Origin of the sequence: Streptomyces sp. TSRI0281, from assembly GCF_001905125.1 — a bacterium.
GTDB lineage: Bacteria > Actinomycetota > Actinomycetes > Streptomycetales > Streptomycetaceae > Streptomyces.
Genome location: NZ_LWLE01000012.1, coordinates 389,624 through 405,253 on the forward strand (window position 1 = coordinate 389,624; position 15,630 = coordinate 405,253).

General features: G+C 69.7%; 12 protein-coding genes and 1 pseudogene. 5 read left to right on the forward strand and 8 right to left on the reverse strand.

The window, feature by feature from the left end; all coding sequences use genetic code 11:
* The first annotated feature begins 38 nt into the window (after nt 1–38).
* The 3 genes from A6A29_RS19450 to A6A29_RS19460 all read left to right on the forward strand — a co-directional run bounded on the left by A6A29_RS19450 (nt 39) and on the right by A6A29_RS19460 (nt 4,164).
* On the forward strand, nt 39–1,703 hold the full coding sequence (locus A6A29_RS19450) for a phytoene desaturase family protein (RefSeq protein WP_073721783.1): 1,665 nt from the start codon (nt 39–41) through the stop codon (nt 1,701–1,703).
* Nucleotides 1,700–2,755, forward strand: coding sequence for an MDR family NADP-dependent oxidoreductase (locus A6A29_RS19455; protein WP_073721413.1), 1,056 nt, complete (start codon nt 1,700–1,702; stop codon nt 2,753–2,755). The genes A6A29_RS19450 and A6A29_RS19455 overlap by 4 nt, the downstream gene beginning before the upstream one ends.
* Nucleotides 2,756–2,958: 203 nt before the next feature.
* Complete coding sequence (locus A6A29_RS19460; protein WP_073721415.1) at nt 2,959–4,164, forward strand: cytochrome P450; 1,206 nt, start codon at nt 2,959–2,961, stop codon at nt 4,162–4,164.
* A gap of 329 nt (nt 4,165–4,493) precedes the next feature.
* Here A6A29_RS19460 and A6A29_RS19465 read toward each other — a convergent pair whose 3' ends face one another.
* From A6A29_RS19465 to A6A29_RS19490, 6 genes are all read right to left on the reverse strand, one after another.
* Nucleotides 4,494–5,603, reverse strand: a complete 1,110-nt coding sequence (locus A6A29_RS19465) for a Rieske 2Fe-2S domain-containing protein (RefSeq protein WP_079182865.1) — start codon at nt 5,601–5,603, stop codon at nt 4,494–4,496.
* A gap of 428 nt (nt 5,604–6,031) precedes the next feature.
* Nucleotides 6,032–7,174 (reverse strand): hypothetical protein, encoded by a 1,143-nt coding sequence (locus tag A6A29_RS19470; RefSeq protein ID WP_073721417.1) that lies wholly within the window; start codon nt 7,172–7,174, stop codon nt 6,032–6,034.
* Nucleotides 7,089–8,534 (reverse strand): cysteine desulfurase family protein, encoded by a 1,446-nt coding sequence (locus A6A29_RS19475; RefSeq protein ID WP_241838548.1) that lies wholly within the window; start codon nt 8,532–8,534, stop codon nt 7,089–7,091. Before A6A29_RS19475 ends, A6A29_RS19470 begins: the two co-directional genes overlap by 86 nt.
* Nucleotides 8,531–9,475 carry a hypothetical protein gene (locus A6A29_RS19480; RefSeq protein WP_073721419.1) on the reverse strand — a complete coding sequence of 315 codons (945 nt, stop codon included), beginning with the start codon at nt 9,473–9,475 and terminating at the stop codon, nt 8,531–8,533. Before A6A29_RS19480 ends, A6A29_RS19475 begins: the two co-directional genes overlap by 4 nt.
* A gap of 26 nt (nt 9,476–9,501) precedes the next feature.
* Nucleotides 9,502–10,122 carry a hypothetical protein gene (locus tag A6A29_RS19485; protein WP_241838549.1) on the reverse strand — a complete coding sequence of 207 codons (621 nt, stop codon included), beginning with the start codon at nt 10,120–10,122 and terminating at the stop codon, nt 9,502–9,504.
* Nucleotides 10,123–10,127: 5 nt separating this feature from the next.
* Entirely contained in the window at nt 10,128–10,685 is a 558-nt protein-coding gene (locus tag A6A29_RS19490; RefSeq protein WP_073721423.1) for a dCTP deaminase, read from the reverse strand.
* Between the two features lie 208 nt (nt 10,686–10,893).
* Here A6A29_RS19490 and A6A29_RS19495 point away from each other — a divergent pair, with 208 nt between their 5' ends.
* Together A6A29_RS19495 and A6A29_RS19500 are read left to right on the forward strand one after the other, a co-directional pair.
* Complete coding sequence (locus A6A29_RS19495) at nt 10,894–11,964, forward strand: LysR family transcriptional regulator (RefSeq protein ID WP_073721425.1); 1,071 nt, start codon at nt 10,894–10,896, stop codon at nt 11,962–11,964.
* 15 nt (nt 11,965–11,979) lie between these two features.
* The gene (locus A6A29_RS19500; RefSeq protein WP_073721427.1) at nt 11,980–13,320 is read left to right on the forward strand and encodes a methyltransferase domain-containing protein; all 1,341 of its coding nucleotides are present in this window, start codon (nt 11,980–11,982) and stop codon (nt 13,318–13,320) included.
* A 123-nt stretch (nt 13,321–13,443) separates the two neighbouring features.
* On the opposite strand, the gene A6A29_RS19505 is transcribed toward A6A29_RS19500, so the two are convergent.
* Both A6A29_RS19505 and A6A29_RS19515 read right to left on the reverse strand, forming a co-directional pair.
* Nucleotides 13,444–13,821: a nucleoside triphosphate pyrophosphohydrolase gene (locus tag A6A29_RS19505; RefSeq protein WP_241838550.1), complete on the reverse strand. Its 378-nt coding sequence runs from the start codon at nt 13,819–13,821 to the stop codon at nt 13,444–13,446.
* 200 nt (nt 13,822–14,021) lie between these two features.
* Nucleotides 14,022–15,286: pseudogene (locus A6A29_RS19515) on the reverse strand (IS701 family transposase).
* Nucleotides 15,287–15,630 lie beyond the last annotated feature (344 nt).

Below are 15,630 nucleotides of genomic sequence, written 5' to 3' on the forward strand. Positions count from 1 at the left end.
GCGAGTCCATGGCGCGTTCGCCGCGCGGCAGAGAAACGATGATCATCATTGGCGCGGGGCTCGGTGGGCTCTCCACCGGCTGCTACGCGCAGCTGAACGGCTACCGGACCCAGATCCTGGAGATGCACGAGATCCCCGGCGGTTGCTGCACCGCCTGGGAACGGGGGGACTTCACTCTGGACGCCTGCGTCAGCTGGCTGCTCGGCAGTGGCCCCGGCAACGAGATGCATCAGATCTGGCTGGAGCTCGGCGCGTTGCAGGGCAAGGAGGTACGCCACTTCGACGTCTTCAACATCGTGCGCGGACAGGACGGCCGGGCGGTGTACTTCTACTCCGACCCGGACCGGCTGCAGGCCCATCTGACCGAGCTGTCGCCCGCCGACGCGAAACAGATCAAGGAGTTCTGCAAACAGCTCCGGGCGTTTCGCAAGTGTCTGGCCGTCTATCCCTTCCTCAAGCCGGTCGGACTCATGGGACGGACCGAACGCTGGCGCATGCTGGCCTCGTTCATCCCGTACTTCAACTCCATCCGCAAGTCGATCAGCGTGCTCATGTCCGACTACTCGGCGAAGTTCAAGGACCCGCTGCTGCGCCAGGCGTTCAACTTCGTCCTGTACGAGAAACACCCGGCGTTTCCCGTCCTGCCCACCCATTTCCAGCTCGCCTCGCACGCCAATCTGTCCGCGGGTGTGCCCGAGGGCGGCTCGCTCGGACTGGCGGAGTCGATCGAGCGGCGCTACCGGCGCCTCGGCGGCGAGGTGACGTACAACGCCAAGGTCGAGGAGGTGCTCGTCGAGCGGGACAGGGCGGTCGGGGTCCGCCTCAGCGACGGGCGCGAGATCCGGGCCGACATCGTGGTCTCCGCCTGCGACGGGCACACCACCATGATGAAGTTCCTGGGCGGGCGCTATCTCAACGACGCCTACCGCCGTCTCTACACCGAGACCATCCACGAACCGGGCATGGTGTTCCCCGGCTACTTCACCCTGTTCCTCGGGCTCAAACGCGCCTTCCCCGAGGCCGACCCGTGCACGACGTATCTGCTGGACGACGCCCAGGCGGCCGAGCTGACCGGCATCCGCCACCCGAGCATCAACGTCCAGTTCCGCAGCAGCCACTACCCGGAACTCTCCCCCGAGGAGACGACCGTCATCTACGCCACGTACTTCTGCGACATCGCCCCCTGGCGCGCACTGGACGAAGGGCCGGAGCAGATCAGCCGCGCCCGCGGCGGCCAGGAACTCCACACGCTGCCCGTGCGCCACGGACGCGGCTACTACGCCGCCAAACGCCGGGCCCGCGTGGCGCTCGTGAAATTCCTGGAGGAGCGCTACCCCGGCATCGAGGACGCGATCGCCGTACGCGACGTGTCGAGCCCGCTCACCCAGGTCCGCTACACGGGCAACCACGACGGGACCGTCCTCGGCTGGCAGCCGTTCGTGGAGAGCGGGGAGACGCTGGAGGAACTGGTCAAGAAACACGGCCCCGGACTGCCGGGGCTGAGCAACTTCTACCAGTCCGGTGTCTGGGCGACGACGGGCGGGCTGATCCGCGCCGCGGCGGCCGGCCGGCACGTCGTGCAGTTCATCTGCCGTGACGACGACAGGACGTTCACCGCCTCCATCGACCGGACAGGGCCGCCGCCGACCCATCTCGTCATTCCGGTCGGGAAGCACGCAGGCATGGGAAGGGAAGCGAAATGAAGATCAAGAAGTGGGTGGTCCGTGAGCACGTCAAGGGTGTTCCCGACACCGACCGGGTCTACGAGAAGGTCGTCGAGGACCTCGACGTGGACCTCGCCCCCGACGAGATGCTGCTCAGGACGCTGTACGTCTCGGTGGACCCGTACCTCCAGGGCATCGCCCTGGACACTCCGCTCGGCGGACACATGGGGGCCGACTCGATCATGGAGGTGCTGGAGGCCGGACCCCTGGCCGCGCACCGGCCCGGCGACCTGGTGCAGGGGTTCGGGGGCTGGCGCTCCCATGTGATCGGCACGGGCGCCGCCACGCTCTGGCAGACCGGCACGTTCCCGATGGTCTTCCCCGCCTACCGCCGCCTCGACCCCAGCTGGTACGACGACGCCCTTCCGCTGCCGACGGCGCTGAGCGCGATGGGCGGCCCCGGCATGACGGCCTGGGGCACACTGACCAAATTCATGACGATCCGCCCCGGTGACACCCTCGTGATCAGCGGCGCCTCCGGCTCCGTCGGCACACTGGTCGGCCAGCTGGCCCGGCAGGCCGGAGCACGCGTGATCGGTACGACATCCAGCCCGCAGAAGGCCGGCCACCTCACCGGCCTCGGCTTCGACGCGGTCGTCGACTACCGGCACGGGGACAGCCCCGACAGCATCCGTGACGCGCTCGCACAGGCGGCCCCGGACGGTGTCGACCGCTACTTCGACAACCTGGGCGGCGCCGTGACCGACGCGGTGTTCTCCATGCTGAACATCAACAGCCAGGTCGCCGTCTGCTGGCAGTGGGCGACCCAGGTGGGCCGGGACGCCGTGGGCCCCCGGCTCCTGCCGTACATCATGTTCCCGCGCACGACGGTACGCGGCATCTTCTCCCTGGAATGGTTCACCGACGAGAACTGGCAGACACTCCACACCGAACTCGGCGGCCGGATCCGCCGGGGTGAGGTCGTCTTCGACCACACCCTCCACAGCGGCTTCGACAACATCCCGGCCGCCTACGGGAGTCTGTATCACGACCGGGCGGCGAACCTGGGAAAGGTACTGGTCGAGCTGTGACCCGTAAGGGCTGTCCCACGATCCCCGGCGGGCGCGCGACGACGACCACGGCACCTCGCCGCGCTGTCGGAGCACCCGAATACATCCAGTACGCGGATGTCCCTCCGCCCTGCGACGCACCGCGTCCGGCGCCGGGCGCCGATGCACCGGGACCGCTGGGACAGCCCTTGCCGCAACGGACGACGACGACACCAGGAGGCACCGTGCCCGCCGCGGACAGCACCACGAAGGCCGGCCCCGACGAGCCGCTGCCCCCGCTCCACCGGCTGGACTTCGGCGAACCCGGCCCACCCCGGACCATGACGCTGCCCGACGGGTCCCCGGGCTGGCTGGTGAGCCGATATCCCGATGTGCGGCAGGTCCTCACCGACACCCGGTTCGGCCGCGCCGAACTGTACGCGGCGGACGGTCCGGCCCTGTCGGACGCGCCGGGTCTCGTGAACAACCCCGACCTGATCTTCAACCAGGACGGCCTCGACCACCTGCGACTGCGCCGCACCCTGCGCCGCGCGTTCACCCCGAGGGCCGTCGCCCGCTGGCGCCCCTGGATCGCCACGATCGTGGAACAGCTCCTGGACGAACTGGACCGCGGGCAGCGGCCGGTGGACATCGTCGCCGAATTCGCCCTCCCGCTGCCGGTGGCGGTGATCAGCCGGCTGATGGGTCTCGACGCGTCGGCCTGGGGCCGGTTGCGGCACTGGAGCGAGCACGCCTTCTCGGACGGTTCCCACTCCGCGCCCGAAGTGGCCGCCGCGCTGGCCGAGTTCACCGCGTTCGGTGCCGAACTGCTCGCCGAGCGGCGTCTGAAGCCCGGGGACGATCTGGTCAGCAGCCTGGTCGCGGCCGCCGACGAGGAGGGCCAGATCCCCGAGGCCCAGCTGGTCAGCCTGGTCTGCGGACTGGTGGTGGGCGGCCACGACAGCACGATGACCATGCTCGGCAACTCCCTCCTCTACCTGCTCGGTGAACGGCCCGAGTGCTGGCCCCGACTCGGCGCCGACGAGGCGGCGGCGGGGGCGGTGGCCGACCGGCTGCTCCACCTGGTCCCCCTGGGCGACGACCGGGGGAGCGTACGCCGGGCGTCCGCGGCCGTCGACGTGGGCGGCGTGACCATTCCGGAGGGCGCGGTGGTCGTCGCGGACTGCGGCATGGCCAACCGGGACCCGGCGGTCTTCTCGAAGGGGCCGCTCGATGACCTGTTCGCTCCGATGGAGGCCCCCACCCTGTCGTTCGGCGCCGGACCGCACTACTGCCTGGGCGCCTGGCTGGCCCGGCTGGAGCTGCAACTGGCCCTGCACCGCCTGGCCGCCGGATTCCCGGGCTTGAGGATCGCGGAGCCGCCGGACAGGGTCGCCTGGCGTTTGGGCTCCACTTCCCGCAGCCCGATGCGGCTTCTGGTGACCTGGTAGGGGTGCGGGCGCCGCCCTGGCGGGAGGCGCCCGCACACTCGTTCCGGGACGCGGTTGAACTGCGCCGTCGACCGGCGGCGGCCGGGCGCGATGAGGCCGACCCATCAGGCGAGCGAGCCACCGGTGTGGCCGCTCCACCACTTCACACGCCTCGGAACGACTGACCGGTGTCCGGGCAGGCTGCGGCACCGGAGGGCTGCTTCAGAACGTTGGTGGCCGAGCCTCATTTCCGGCATGACTCCGGCGTAGCGGTAAACGGCCCTGGCACCGGCAGCCGCGATCTGTTCAACAGCGCCCCCCGACCGGCCGCTCCGCGCTGCGAGACCGTGTTACGAGTTCTCGGGGCGCGGCGGGCCCATCAGCTCCGTTGCCTCGTTCGTCGTCGCCGCCGAACCGAGTTCTTCCGCTCCCACCGGCACCGGGTAGAACCGCCGGGCCCAGCGCCGGAAGGGACCGATCGGCCCGTCACCCGGGGCGAGCCGGGGCGGCTGCTGGTACTGCTTGTGGTGCCAGATCGGGAAGTCGGCCGCGGTGAATTCGCAACTCGACCGGAAGACGGCGCGGTCCAGCAGCCTGGCGGCGGTTCGGCTCACCACACGGGCGAGAGGGGCCGGCAGCCGGGCCGCCTCGGTGAAGGCGATGCGGTTCTTCTGACGGAACTGCATCCGGTTGGGGGCGATCGCCGTCGGCATGACCATCGTGCACATCCGCAGCCCGAGCCGAGGCGTGTGCACGTCGGCGTGCAGGCAACCGAGTCCGTAACCGTCCACTTCCACATCGACGACGAAGTCGCCGAGGAGCGGCGCCGACTCGTGGGCCCGCATGGACACGTGGAACGAGGCGTCGTCGTAACTGACAGGACCGCCGATCTCGGCCTTGGCCCAGCCGTGCAGGGTGGCGAAATGCCCGAGGTCCACCGAGTTCTCGATGACTTCCTGGACATTGCCTGCCAGCTCCCAGGTGGCGTTCCGGGCAGGTCGGTGGCCGATCTCGTGCCACTCGGGAATGAACCAGTCCGGTGCCCGGCCGTCATGGTGCCGCCACACGAAGACGGCACCGTTGACCTCGTGCACGGGCAGCTGCGCCAACGGCGACCTCGGAGGCTTCGTGTCGTACCCCGTCCGCACGCATGTGCCGTCGGGGCCGAAAGCGAAGAAGTGGAAGGGACATACGAGATCGTCCCCGTCGACCTTCGCCAGACCCAGATGCGCACCGAGATGCGGGCAGTACGGACGGACGGCACGGACGGCACCCGTCCCGAGCCGGTACAGCACCACGTCCTGGCCCGCCAGGGGCCGCGTGAGCACAGCACCGGGACGCAACTCGTCGGAGAAGGCCAGCGCGGACCAACCGCTGGGATAGGGCAGTGCGAGCGTCCCCGCCGCATCGGCCGACGTCGGCCCCTCGCTGATGGCGCCGTACTCGCGTGACACTCCCACGAATTCCCCTCCCAGGATTCGGACGCCTGGAGGCTGCCCATACCGCCCCGAGATCCTCCCGACGCGCCGTAGATCACCCGAACGGGAAGGCGGATGACAGGTGTTGACGGCCCGGCGGGCTCGGGGTCCGGTACGAGGCGGCCGTCCTCGTCGCCGCGGTGGACGAATGGCTGTGACCATCGCTCTTCGTGCTCAGCCCTGTGGTCGCAAACGTTCTCTAGCCGGTCTGCGCGTGTTGCTTGGTATCTCTCTGGGGTCCCCGCTGTGACGGCAGAGGATGACGAACAGAGCGCGAGGCCAGGCTCCCGGTAATGCCCCAGGTCACCTGGCCTCACTTCTGAGAGCCCACGGTCCTCAGCGTCTAGACCACGGTAGTACTCAGTCGACGAGAGCGGCGAGCCGCCCGCGGATGCGTTCTCGCTCCTTCTTCAGCTCCTGGAGCCGGATGTGGCCGGTGGCGGTCGTCCTTGCCTCTTTGCGCCAGTGCCGTGGGCGGCTGTCCACTCCGGGTGGGTGAGTTGCCAGAGAGCCCATGCGACGGGTTCACGCAGAGGCTTGGTGAGCTTCTTGCCGGTCGCGCTGCGGTGGCGAACGTCGAGGTTCTGCTGGGTGCCGAGGTATTGGCAGGCCATGTAGAGGTCTTCGGCCTGCAGGACTCGGTCGGAGGGGATCTCGCCCGCGGCCTGGAGAGTGTCGGCGATGATCCGGACCGGCTCGGGGACGGGAATGTAGGCGGCGGCCAGGTTGGCCAGCAGCAGGCCGTTGATGCTCGGGGTGGTGGGGCGCATGATGCGACCCTCCTCCCGGATGCGGGCGGCCCATTCGGCTGCCTCGATCTGGGTTTGTTCTCCGGTGAGTTCGGCGATGTGCTCGCCGTCGAGCTCCGCGGATCCGGCGGCGGTGCCGGGGCGGGTGTCGCCGTCACGGTGGGTCCAGAACGGCTTCCCGGCGCCCCAGGCGAGGGTGCGGGTGGTGACCAGCGCCTCCCAGGTCCGGGCGACCAGCATGGCGTCCTCGCGTGGGTCGGCGTCGTGTCTCTCGGGCGACATTCCGCTGATGCCGCCGGGTCGCAGTCCGGGGGCGGAGGTAGGGAAGCGGACCCTGCACCGCATCTCGCCGAGGTTCTCCTTGACGAGGTCGTCGAGGTTGCAGCCGGTGGGGAATGGGCCGCCGCGGATGCGGTGGGCGAAGGCGAGCGTGTCGATCGTGCGGTTCAGGAGTTGGCTGGGGATCGGGGTGACCATGGCGGCGGCCCGCAGGTCGGCGGTGAGGATGCCCTGGCCCACGATCAGCTGTTTGCCGTGGAGTGCGTTGATCAGAGCGCTTGCGGGATGGGGGCCCGTGATGATCTCGTAGCCGGTGATCCGTAAGTGTTCGCCGTCGAAGTCGGCGTGGACCAGGCCGGCTCGGCCGATGAGCCCTCCTTCGGGAGGGGCGGCTGCGACGCTGCGTCCGTGTGCTCGGGATCCGCGCTCGTAGTCGACGTCATAGAACGTCAGGGAGATGGGGCGTCGTCGCGGTTGACCGGCTTGTCGACGTTGTGCGGTTTCCCCACCGGTGCTGCTCCTCATCTTCTCCGGTTGTCGTGCCCGTGCCGGCATCGTCGCAGCCGTCACTGACAACCGGCCTGCGCGTGGGGCGAGGGTCCAGGCGCCGGGCCTTTCCTTTAACGCTCTGACCTGTTCGTTTAAGGAAAGCGGGGGCGCCTTCGTGCCGCTGCCGAGACGGGGGAGGGTGCTCGAAGGCCGCCCCGGCGGGCCTTGAGGGAGCTTCCGTAGGGGCGGCCCGGTTCGGGCGGCGGTTCAAGGCCGCGGTGGCGGTCATCGGGATCAGGGTGTGCGCGGTGCGGGTGATGAGGTCGGCGGCTTGGTCGATGTCGGTGTCGGTGGTGGTGCGGCCGAGGCTGACCCGGAGGGTCGCGCGGGCCTGGTCGCGGGTGAGGCCGATCGCGGTGAGGACATGGGAGGGCTCCCCACTTCCGGCGTTGCAGGCCGAGCCGGTGGAGGCGGCGATGCCGGGGAGGGTGAGGCTGAGGTTCCCGGGCAGCCGCCGGTGCGGGTGCCCGTTGAGGGTGGCGCCGGGGATCGCGGCCAGGAGGCGGTCCTGGAGCCGGTCGCGCAGGGCCCGGACGCGGGTCGGGGGCGGAACGGCATCGGTGGTGATGAGGTGGGCGGCGGCGCCGAAGCCGACGATGGCGGGGACGTTGGGGGTGCCGCCCCGCAGTCCGCGTTCTTGTCCGCCGCCGGTCTGCTGGGCGGTGAGTCGGGTGCCGCCGCGGATGTAAAGGGCGCCGATGCCTTTGGGACCGTGGAGTTTGTGGGCGGACAAGGATGCGAGGTCGACGCCGAGTTCGGCGACGTCGAGGAATCCGCAGCCGGCGCTCTGGGCGGCATCGGTGTGCAGGATGATGCCGCGCGGGGCGGTGATCTCGGCGATGGCCGCGAGCCGTTGCAGGGTGCCGATCTCGTTGTTGGCGTGCATCACCGAGACGAGCACTGTGTGCGGGGTGAGGACGGCGGCGATGTCGGCGGGGTGGACGCGGCCGTGCTTGTCGACGCCGACGCGGGTGAGGGTGAAGTCGTGGTGGTCGACCAGCCGCTGGCAGGCGGCGAGGACGGCCTTGTGCTCGATCGCGGTGGTGACGATGTGCCCGCCGCGCGGGCGGGCGGCCAGGGCGGCGCCGACGATCGCGAGGTGGTTGGCCTCGGTGGCGCCGGAGGTGAAGACGACCTCGAGCTCGCTCTTGGCGCCGACCAGGTCGGTGACCTGGCGGCGGGCGGTGCGAACGGCCTTGGCGGCGGTGCGTCCGAAGGCGTGCGGGCTGGAGGGGTTGCCGTACTCACGGGTGAGGAAGGGCAGCATCGCCTCCAGGACGTGCTCGTCCAGCGGGGTGGTGGCCTGGTGGTCGAGGTAGATCGGTTCGGTGTTCATGCTGCCCGCCCCTGCTGTCGGGCGGCGGCCGGTGCCGTCGCGGCGTACTTGCGTTCGCCGTCGACGAGGTCCCAGTAGATGGTGCGGGGCTCGGCGAAGACGGAGAATGCGGTGGCCAGGCAGTGCCAGTTCCGGTTCGGCTGGGACATCGCGAGGAAGAAGGCGTCCTCGAAGAGCCGGCGGGCGCGTTTGGCCAGGGCCTCGCGGGTCGGCTGCGGGGCGAACAGGTGCAGGTAGCCGCGCTGCCGCAGCCAGCTCTCGGCGTGCTCGGCGCCGACCTCGCCGTCGAGGTGGCCGCCGTCGGTGAGGGTCTGGGTGGCGAGCTGCTCGAGGCGGCGGGTGCGGCGGGCGTCCTCGCCGCCGGGGCACTGGTCCTCGGTGATCTTCCACTCGTGCCAGCGGGGTGGCTGGTAGTGGGCGAAGTCGACGTCGTCGAGGTGGGCGGTGACCTGCGGCGGGATCTGCCCGCGGGTCAGGTCCGCGACGTCGTAGCCGGGCCCAAGGGCCTCCAGGGTCAGCGAACCGGGGCGGCCGGGGCCGGGCTGGTCCATGCGGATCAGGACGGTGAGGCGGTTGGTGAAGCGATTGGTGGGCTCTGCGAGAATCACCGCCCGTCCGTCCGCCAGCAGGGCGGCGGCCCTCGGCCCGATCTCCTCGATTGCGAAGGTGTTGCCGCCTCGGTAGTACTGCTTCTTCTCCACCCCGCCGTCCGAGCGGATCATCAGCGTCTGGGTGCCGGTGGCGGCGGCCAGGACGTGGGCGGCGGTGCGGACGGCGTCCGCGCTGTGGCCGGGCGGGATGAGGCAGGCGTTGAGAACGGGCAGTTTCAGCGAGTGCAGCAGGGCCATGGTCTGCCACTTCGGCCAGCGCCGGTCCTTGGCTGCCGCCGTCAGCTCGGCGGCGGTCAGTGCGTGTAACGGGCGGGGCAGGGGTATCGCCATCGCTCCGTCTCCTTCCTCATCTTTGCTCAGGCGGCGTCCGCGAGGTGCAGGTCGGCGGTCAGCTCGGCGAAGGTGCGCTGACGGTTCTCGGTGAAGGGGTGATCGCGCCAGTCGTAGGAGGCGCCGATGCCGAGCTGGTCTGCGCAGACGCGGCGTACGAACTGCCGGGCGAAGCCCGCCGAGGGCCAGTAGTAGTGCTCGCCGGGATGCGGGGAGAGGTAGAGGTAGGAGCCGTCCGCGGCCGCGGGGAGGCCGGTCATGGAGGTGAGCCGCAGGCCCGGCCCACCGATCTTCCGGTAGGCGGCGGTGATCTCGTCCGGGTCGGGGACGGGGATCAGGTGCAGGTGGCAGTGACTGCAGCAGGAGGCGCCCAACTCGCAGTCGCGGGGGCCGTGTTCGGCCAGGATCACCGGCCCGTAGCGGGCCTGGATCAGCGCGCGCATGCCCTCGGTCTCCTCGGCGACGCGCTGGAGGCCGGCGGAGGTGACGTCGGCGGCGGCGTCCAGGTGCTGAAGCGGCATGAACAGGCAGTAGCCCGGGGTGAGGGCGCCGATGGTGGGCAGCAGCACCCAGCCGCCGTCGGTCTCGGTGATGATCCGGGTCGTGCTCTCGCGTGCGGCGAACTCGGTGCAGAACTGGCAGTCCATCACGGTCACCTCGAAGTCGGGTCGGTGGAGAACTCGTCGGCGTATCGGCTCTTCAGGTCGGCCTCGCGGCCGTAGAAGGGGTGAGGTGCACTGTCGTCGGGGCGGGGGCCGTTCAGGGCGAAGACGAGCAGGCGCCCCAGCGGAATGCCGTGGTGCAGCCGCAGGACGGCGGGGCCGGTGTTGACCAGCTCCAGCGTCAGGTGTCCGTTCCAGCCGGGCAGCACGAACGGGCTGGTGATGTGGACGGCCAGGCCGACGCGGGCCAGGTGGCTCAGCCCGCCGATCACGCCCATCAGTCCGGCGCCGAGCCGCAGGGGCTGTTCGACCGAGCCCAGCAGCATCTCGCCGGGCATCATCTCGTAGCTCGTCCAGTCGGTGACCGGCTCGCCGTAGAGGTCGTCGATGCTCGCCTGATCGGCCAGGTCGATCACCTGCGTGCTCGGTGCGGCCATCGGCTGCAGAGGCGAGCCGAGCGTCAACAGCAGCCCATCGCCACGGAGTTGGCCAGACCATTCCAGAGCGTTTTGTTTGATCAGCCAGTTGATCGACTCGGCTGAGAGCATGGCTCACCCCCGGGGGTTCAGGCAGCGCTGTGGTCCTCGCCTTCCGGATCGAAGGCGGCTGCTGAAATGTTCCCCGGGATACTCCGCGATATCCATATGTCCGATTGGGCATTTAAAGGTTTTCTCGGGATGAAATGCGGAGAAGTTCAGTTCTGCTGGCCGTGCGGACAGTGCAAGCTGAATGAAGCCGCGTCAGGGAGGGGACGTCATGGTGCCGTCATTGCCGTCCGGGCCGTTGAAGGTGCCGGGCCCGGAGGGGTTCCGCGCCGATCTGATCTCGTGTTCCTCCGACCTTCTGGACCTGACCTGGGACCAGTTGAGGACGCTGATCGTCGTGCGGGAGGCGGGGACCGCACTGGCCGCGGCGAAGATTCTCGGGCGAGAGCAGTCCAGCGTGCAGAAGCAGCTGGACATCCTCAACCGGAACTTCCAGGCTCTGACCGGCGAGTTGCTGGTGGTCAAACAGGGGCGGGGCCGGGATTTCCTGTTCACCCCGACCGGGCTGGAGGTCGTCGAGCGCGGACGGGCGACCTTTGCCGATTGGATGCAGGGCATCGCCGACTCCCGGCGCCGGCTCGGCTCGACGCTGACGGTGGGGACCACCGAGTTCACCCTCGGCTTTCTGGGGCGGGTGTGGGAGCGGGTGGCCCCGCAGCTGCTGGAGCGGGAGATCGAGCTGAAGGTCGTGCATGTGCGGACCCGCGACTTCTGGAAACGCCTGGACTCCAACCAGGTCGACCTGCTGTGCGGCGGGCTCGCGGCCGACGCCGCCGCCGAGCGGGTCGCCCCCGAGTACGACTTCCTCGAGTGGCATCGCGAGGGTCTGGCCCTGCTGACGAACCTGCCGGTGCGCGAACTCGCCGCCAAGACCGTCGGGATCGACCGGCTGCGGAGCCTGCCGCTGGTCATCCCCTCCCGCGGGGTGATCACCGACTTCGTCGAGCGCTGGTATGGCCCGGACTTCCGCTCGCAGCTGCAGATCGCCGCCGAGATTGACGACATCTATTACGGACTCGCCCTGCTGAGGTCCCGCATGACCTATGGGTGCATGCTGTGTGCCCGTTCCATCGGTGAGGCCGCCGTCGACGGGCGCCTGCCCACCAGCGAGGACTTCCGGCTCATCGACTTCGCCGACGACTTCGACCCCATGCTCCAGCTGGTCTCCGGCGTTTTCGCCCGCAAGGGGGAACGCGAGACGTATGAGGCCTCTCACCCGCTGAACATCCTGTGGGAGGCCTTCCGCGAGGAGGCCGCCTCCGGCAGGCCCTTGCCCCTGTAACCCTGGAGGACCCTCGTGCTGCTGGCCTCGGTCAACCTCAACAAACGACTCGGCGCCTCCGGCGCCCGCTCAAACCTCGCCGCCTGGCTCCGCGAGCACGGCGTGAAGATCGTGCTCGCCCAGGAGCCGTTCAAGCCCGCCGAGCGGACGCCGCCTGCTCTGGGCGGCTTCGTCTTCGCCGGCGGGGACGGGCATCTGGCCGCCTGGATCAGCGAGGACCTCGCCCCGCCCGCCGTGACCTGCCCCCAGACGTGGGTCCAGCGGGTCGAGCTGGAGTGGATGCTCGTCCTCCAGGTGCATCTCGACGCCTATGCCGGTGCCTCCCGGGCCGCCCAGCTGGCCGAACTCGCCGCGATGGCCGCCGCCGAGAAGGGGCGCCCGCTGCTGGTCTGCGGGGACTTCAACCTCGCCCCCCGCCCCGAGGACGGCCTGTTCGGCGAGGAGACCAGCACCTTCACCACCGAGGCCGAACGACGCGCTCTGCAGCAGCTGACGCAGTCCGCGACCCTGGACGACACCACCGCCGAGAAGGTGCCTGTCTTCACCTTCGAGCGGGTCTTGAACGGCCAGCCCAGCCGCTTCCGCTGTGATCTCGCCCTGCTCAGCGGCCATTTGACGGAGACGACCACCGTCACCGTGGATTCCTCGGTGCGAAGCGGTCCAGCCGCGTTCACCGACCACTCCGCGCTGCTGATCGACCTGCCGCTGTCCCTGCAGGCGGCCGAGCCGGACGACGTGCTCTTCGCGCTGAGCGACCTGACCGGCGACGGGCCCGCCGCCGCCCCGACCCGACGGGAGTATCAGCCCCATAAGACCGCGATGAGCCGTCAGGCGCCCTCCCCGGCCTCCCGGGCGGTGACCGAGCGCCTGACAGGCTCGCTCGGCATCAAGACCGTCCTGGACCACGGCTGCGGCCGCGGCGCCGACGTCGCCCACTACCGCTCGGCGGGACTGACCGCCGAGGGCTTCGACCCGCACGACGACTTCGGCTGGCCCCGCCCCGAACACAGCGGGTTCGACCTGGTCACCTCGATGTTCGTCCTCAATGTGCTGCCCGACCCCTGGCAGCGGATCCAGGCCCTCAAGGACGCGGCGTCCTTCGCCCGCCCCGGCGGGCATCTCGTGGTCGTCACCCGCTCACCGGAGGAGATCACCAAGGCCGCCGCGGACGGCGGCTGGAGCGTCCATCACGACGGGTTCTGGTCCAGCCAGTCCAAGGGAACCTTCCAGCGCGGCATCGCCCCCGGCGAGATCACCGCGCTGGCCCGCCAGGCCGGGCTCCTGCCCGCTGACAAAGTTCCGGTGCTGCCGCTGCCCGGGGTCTGCCATGTGGTCCTGACCAAACCGGCCGCGTAAAGGCGTACGGACGAACGTCCCCAGCCGTCCGCGACGTGGTGCACGAAGCCGCGTACCCACCAACGTCCCCAACCGCGTACCACGTTGGGTACGAAGTCGTGTACCGACTTCTCGCCGAAGCGGTCAGCGGTTGCCGGTCCAGACGATCCGCTCCGCGAAGCCGCCGCGCTCGCTCGCCTTGGCCTCGCGGATCTTCTCCAGCTGGGCCGTGTCGATCCCCAGGTCCGCGGCGAGCGCGAGCACGACCTCCAGGACGTCCGCGAGTTCCTCCGGCGCCTTCTCATCGTCGGCCTCCAGAACCTCGGCGGCCTCCTCACAGAGCTTGTCCCGCAGCCGGTCGCGGTACTCCTGCGGACCCGCGGTGTAGGTGACTGGCTCGGCCCCATCCTCGCGAATGATCTGCGGAATCCGGTCCCGCACCAACTTGCCGGACTTGTTGCCGTAGCCGTCCACCGGTTGTTCTCCCGCGCCCATCACCGCGAAGTGGCCCCTGCTGGCCACCCCTTCATGCCGAAGCAGCCTAGGCAAAACGCCTCACAACTCGCCAGGCGAACCGCCATTCCCACCCGTTCGGGTCCAGAAGGACCTAGTAGTGCTTGGTCATGTTGGTGCGGGGTCTGGCATGTTGCGGTGACAGGTGGGGCAGGCGCCGGTCCAGGTCGCGAGGAGTATCTGCAGTTCGCGGACGACTCGGTAGAGGCTCAGGCCGGCGCCGTCTCTTTTGGGGATCGGCTCAGTCGCTGCAGGGTGCAGAAGGCGTGGGCGACCGAGACGAGGGTGACGTGGTGGTGCCGGCCTGGCCAGGTCCGGCCTTCGAAGTGGGCCAGGCCGAGGGCCTGTTTCATCTCGCGGTAGTCGTTCTCGATGCGCCGGCGGAGCTTCGCGGTGCGCACGAGGACCGGCAGCGGGGTGGTCCCGGGCAGGTTGGAGAGCCAGAACTGCACGGGCTCGTCCTGGTCGGCGGGCCATTCGGCCAGCAGCCAGCGCATCGGAAGCCCGGTGCCTGCTGTGGCCTTGCGGATCTCACATCCGGCGGGCCGGATCCGCAGGGCCACGAAGCGCGAGTACATGCGCTTGTGTCCGCTGCGGCCACTGCCGGGCCGTGATCCCTCCCTCCACTGCACCGGCCGCGCGGCTCGTTTCCCGGCCGCGATGACCAGGCTCTTCACCCTCTGGGCCGGCTCGGGGTATGCAGGAACCGGCCGCCGCCCCCGGCCGGGGTGGGGCGGGGTGCAGGGCTGTGCGTCCTCGGGTTGCGCGGTGGTCGTGGTCGAGATGCCCACCATGTAGTGGAGACCGCGTTCTTCCAGGCAGAGCCGGAAGGCGGCGGTGTCCCTGCAGCCGCCGTCGGCGATGACCTGGGGCACCTCGATGCCCCAGGACCGTGTCTCGTCGATCATGTCGAGGGCCAGCTGCCACTTCTCGGCATGGCCCACCTGGGCAGGAATGGCGCACTTGTCACGGCGGGCGACCTTGACCGGAACGGCTTTCGGTGAGGCGGGATCCCGGCTCCCGGGCAGGAACAGACGCCAGTTGACCGCCGCCGGGGCGCCGTGGGACGCCAGGTGCAAGGAGACCCCGGCCTGGCAGTTGGTGACCTTCCCCGCGGTGCCGGTGTACTGCCGGGTCACGCACGCCGACGCGTCTCCGTCCTTGAGGAACCCGGTGTCATCGATGACCAGCGCGGTGGGCTTGATGACCGGCTGCATGCGCCAGGCCGGCCGGGCCCGCACATGAGCCGCGTCCCACGGGCTGGAGGTCACGAAGTGGGCCAGGGCCTGCCGGTCCCGTCCTCGCCCAGGCGGGCGGCCATCGGCTCCACCGACTTGCGCCCGCCCTCCAGCAGCAGGCCCCGCAGATAGACCCCGCCCCACCGACGCTGATCCGCCCGCGCGAACGGCTCGAACATCTCCGCCGCGAAGTCCTCCAGATCACACCGGACCGCAGCCAACTCCCCACTCAGCACACACGGTCAACAACACGACCGATCAAGAAAACACGCCATCACAGACCGCACATGACCAAGCACTACTAGGAGAAGATCCGCCCGTTCCTCGTGAAAGTAGACCTTCCATCTCACATCAGGATCCTGCATAGCCCCACGTCACGCCGGGACCTCAACCCCTCACCAGTCACCCGAATGGGTGACGGCTCCTGTACCCGACTCCAGCAACACGGATCTGCAACAACAGGGATCTCGCTAGAGAAGCAACGACTGGCCCACGGGCTGGGGATCTGATGGGGTGGGGCCGCCTTCCCTCGTCCGAGGAGAAGCCGGTGGGACACAGCGGATGCGTCTTCTGCACGATT

What these genes read in the sequence shown, in the direction of transcription:
- A6A29_RS19450 (WP_073721783.1), top strand. Translation starts at nt 39, where the DNA reads ATGATCATCATTGGCGCGGGGCTCGGTGGGCTCTCCACCGGCTGCTAC.
- A6A29_RS19455 (WP_073721413.1), top strand. Translation starts at nt 1,700, where the DNA reads ATGAAGATCAAGAAGTGGGTGGTCCGTGAGCACGTCAAGGGTGTTCCC.
- A6A29_RS19470 (WP_073721417.1), bottom strand. Translation starts at nt 7,174, where the DNA reads ATGAGGAGCAGCACCGGTGGGGAAACCGCACAACGTCGACAAGCCGGT.
- A6A29_RS19475 (WP_241838548.1), bottom strand. Translation starts at nt 8,534, where the DNA reads ATGAACACCGAACCGATCTACCTCGACCACCAGGCCACCACCCCGCTG.
- A6A29_RS19480 (WP_073721419.1), bottom strand. Translation starts at nt 9,475, where the DNA reads ATGGCGATACCCCTGCCCCGCCCGTTACACGCACTGACCGCCGCCGAG.
- A6A29_RS19485 (WP_241838549.1), bottom strand. Translation starts at nt 10,122, where the DNA reads ATGGACTGCCAGTTCTGCACCGAGTTCGCCGCACGCGAGAGCACGACC.
- A6A29_RS19490 (WP_073721423.1), bottom strand. Translation starts at nt 10,685, where the DNA reads ATGCTCTCAGCCGAGTCGATCAACTGGCTGATCAAACAAAACGCTCTG.
- A6A29_RS19495 (WP_073721425.1), top strand. Translation starts at nt 10,894, where the DNA reads ATGGTGCCGTCATTGCCGTCCGGGCCGTTGAAGGTGCCGGGCCCGGAG.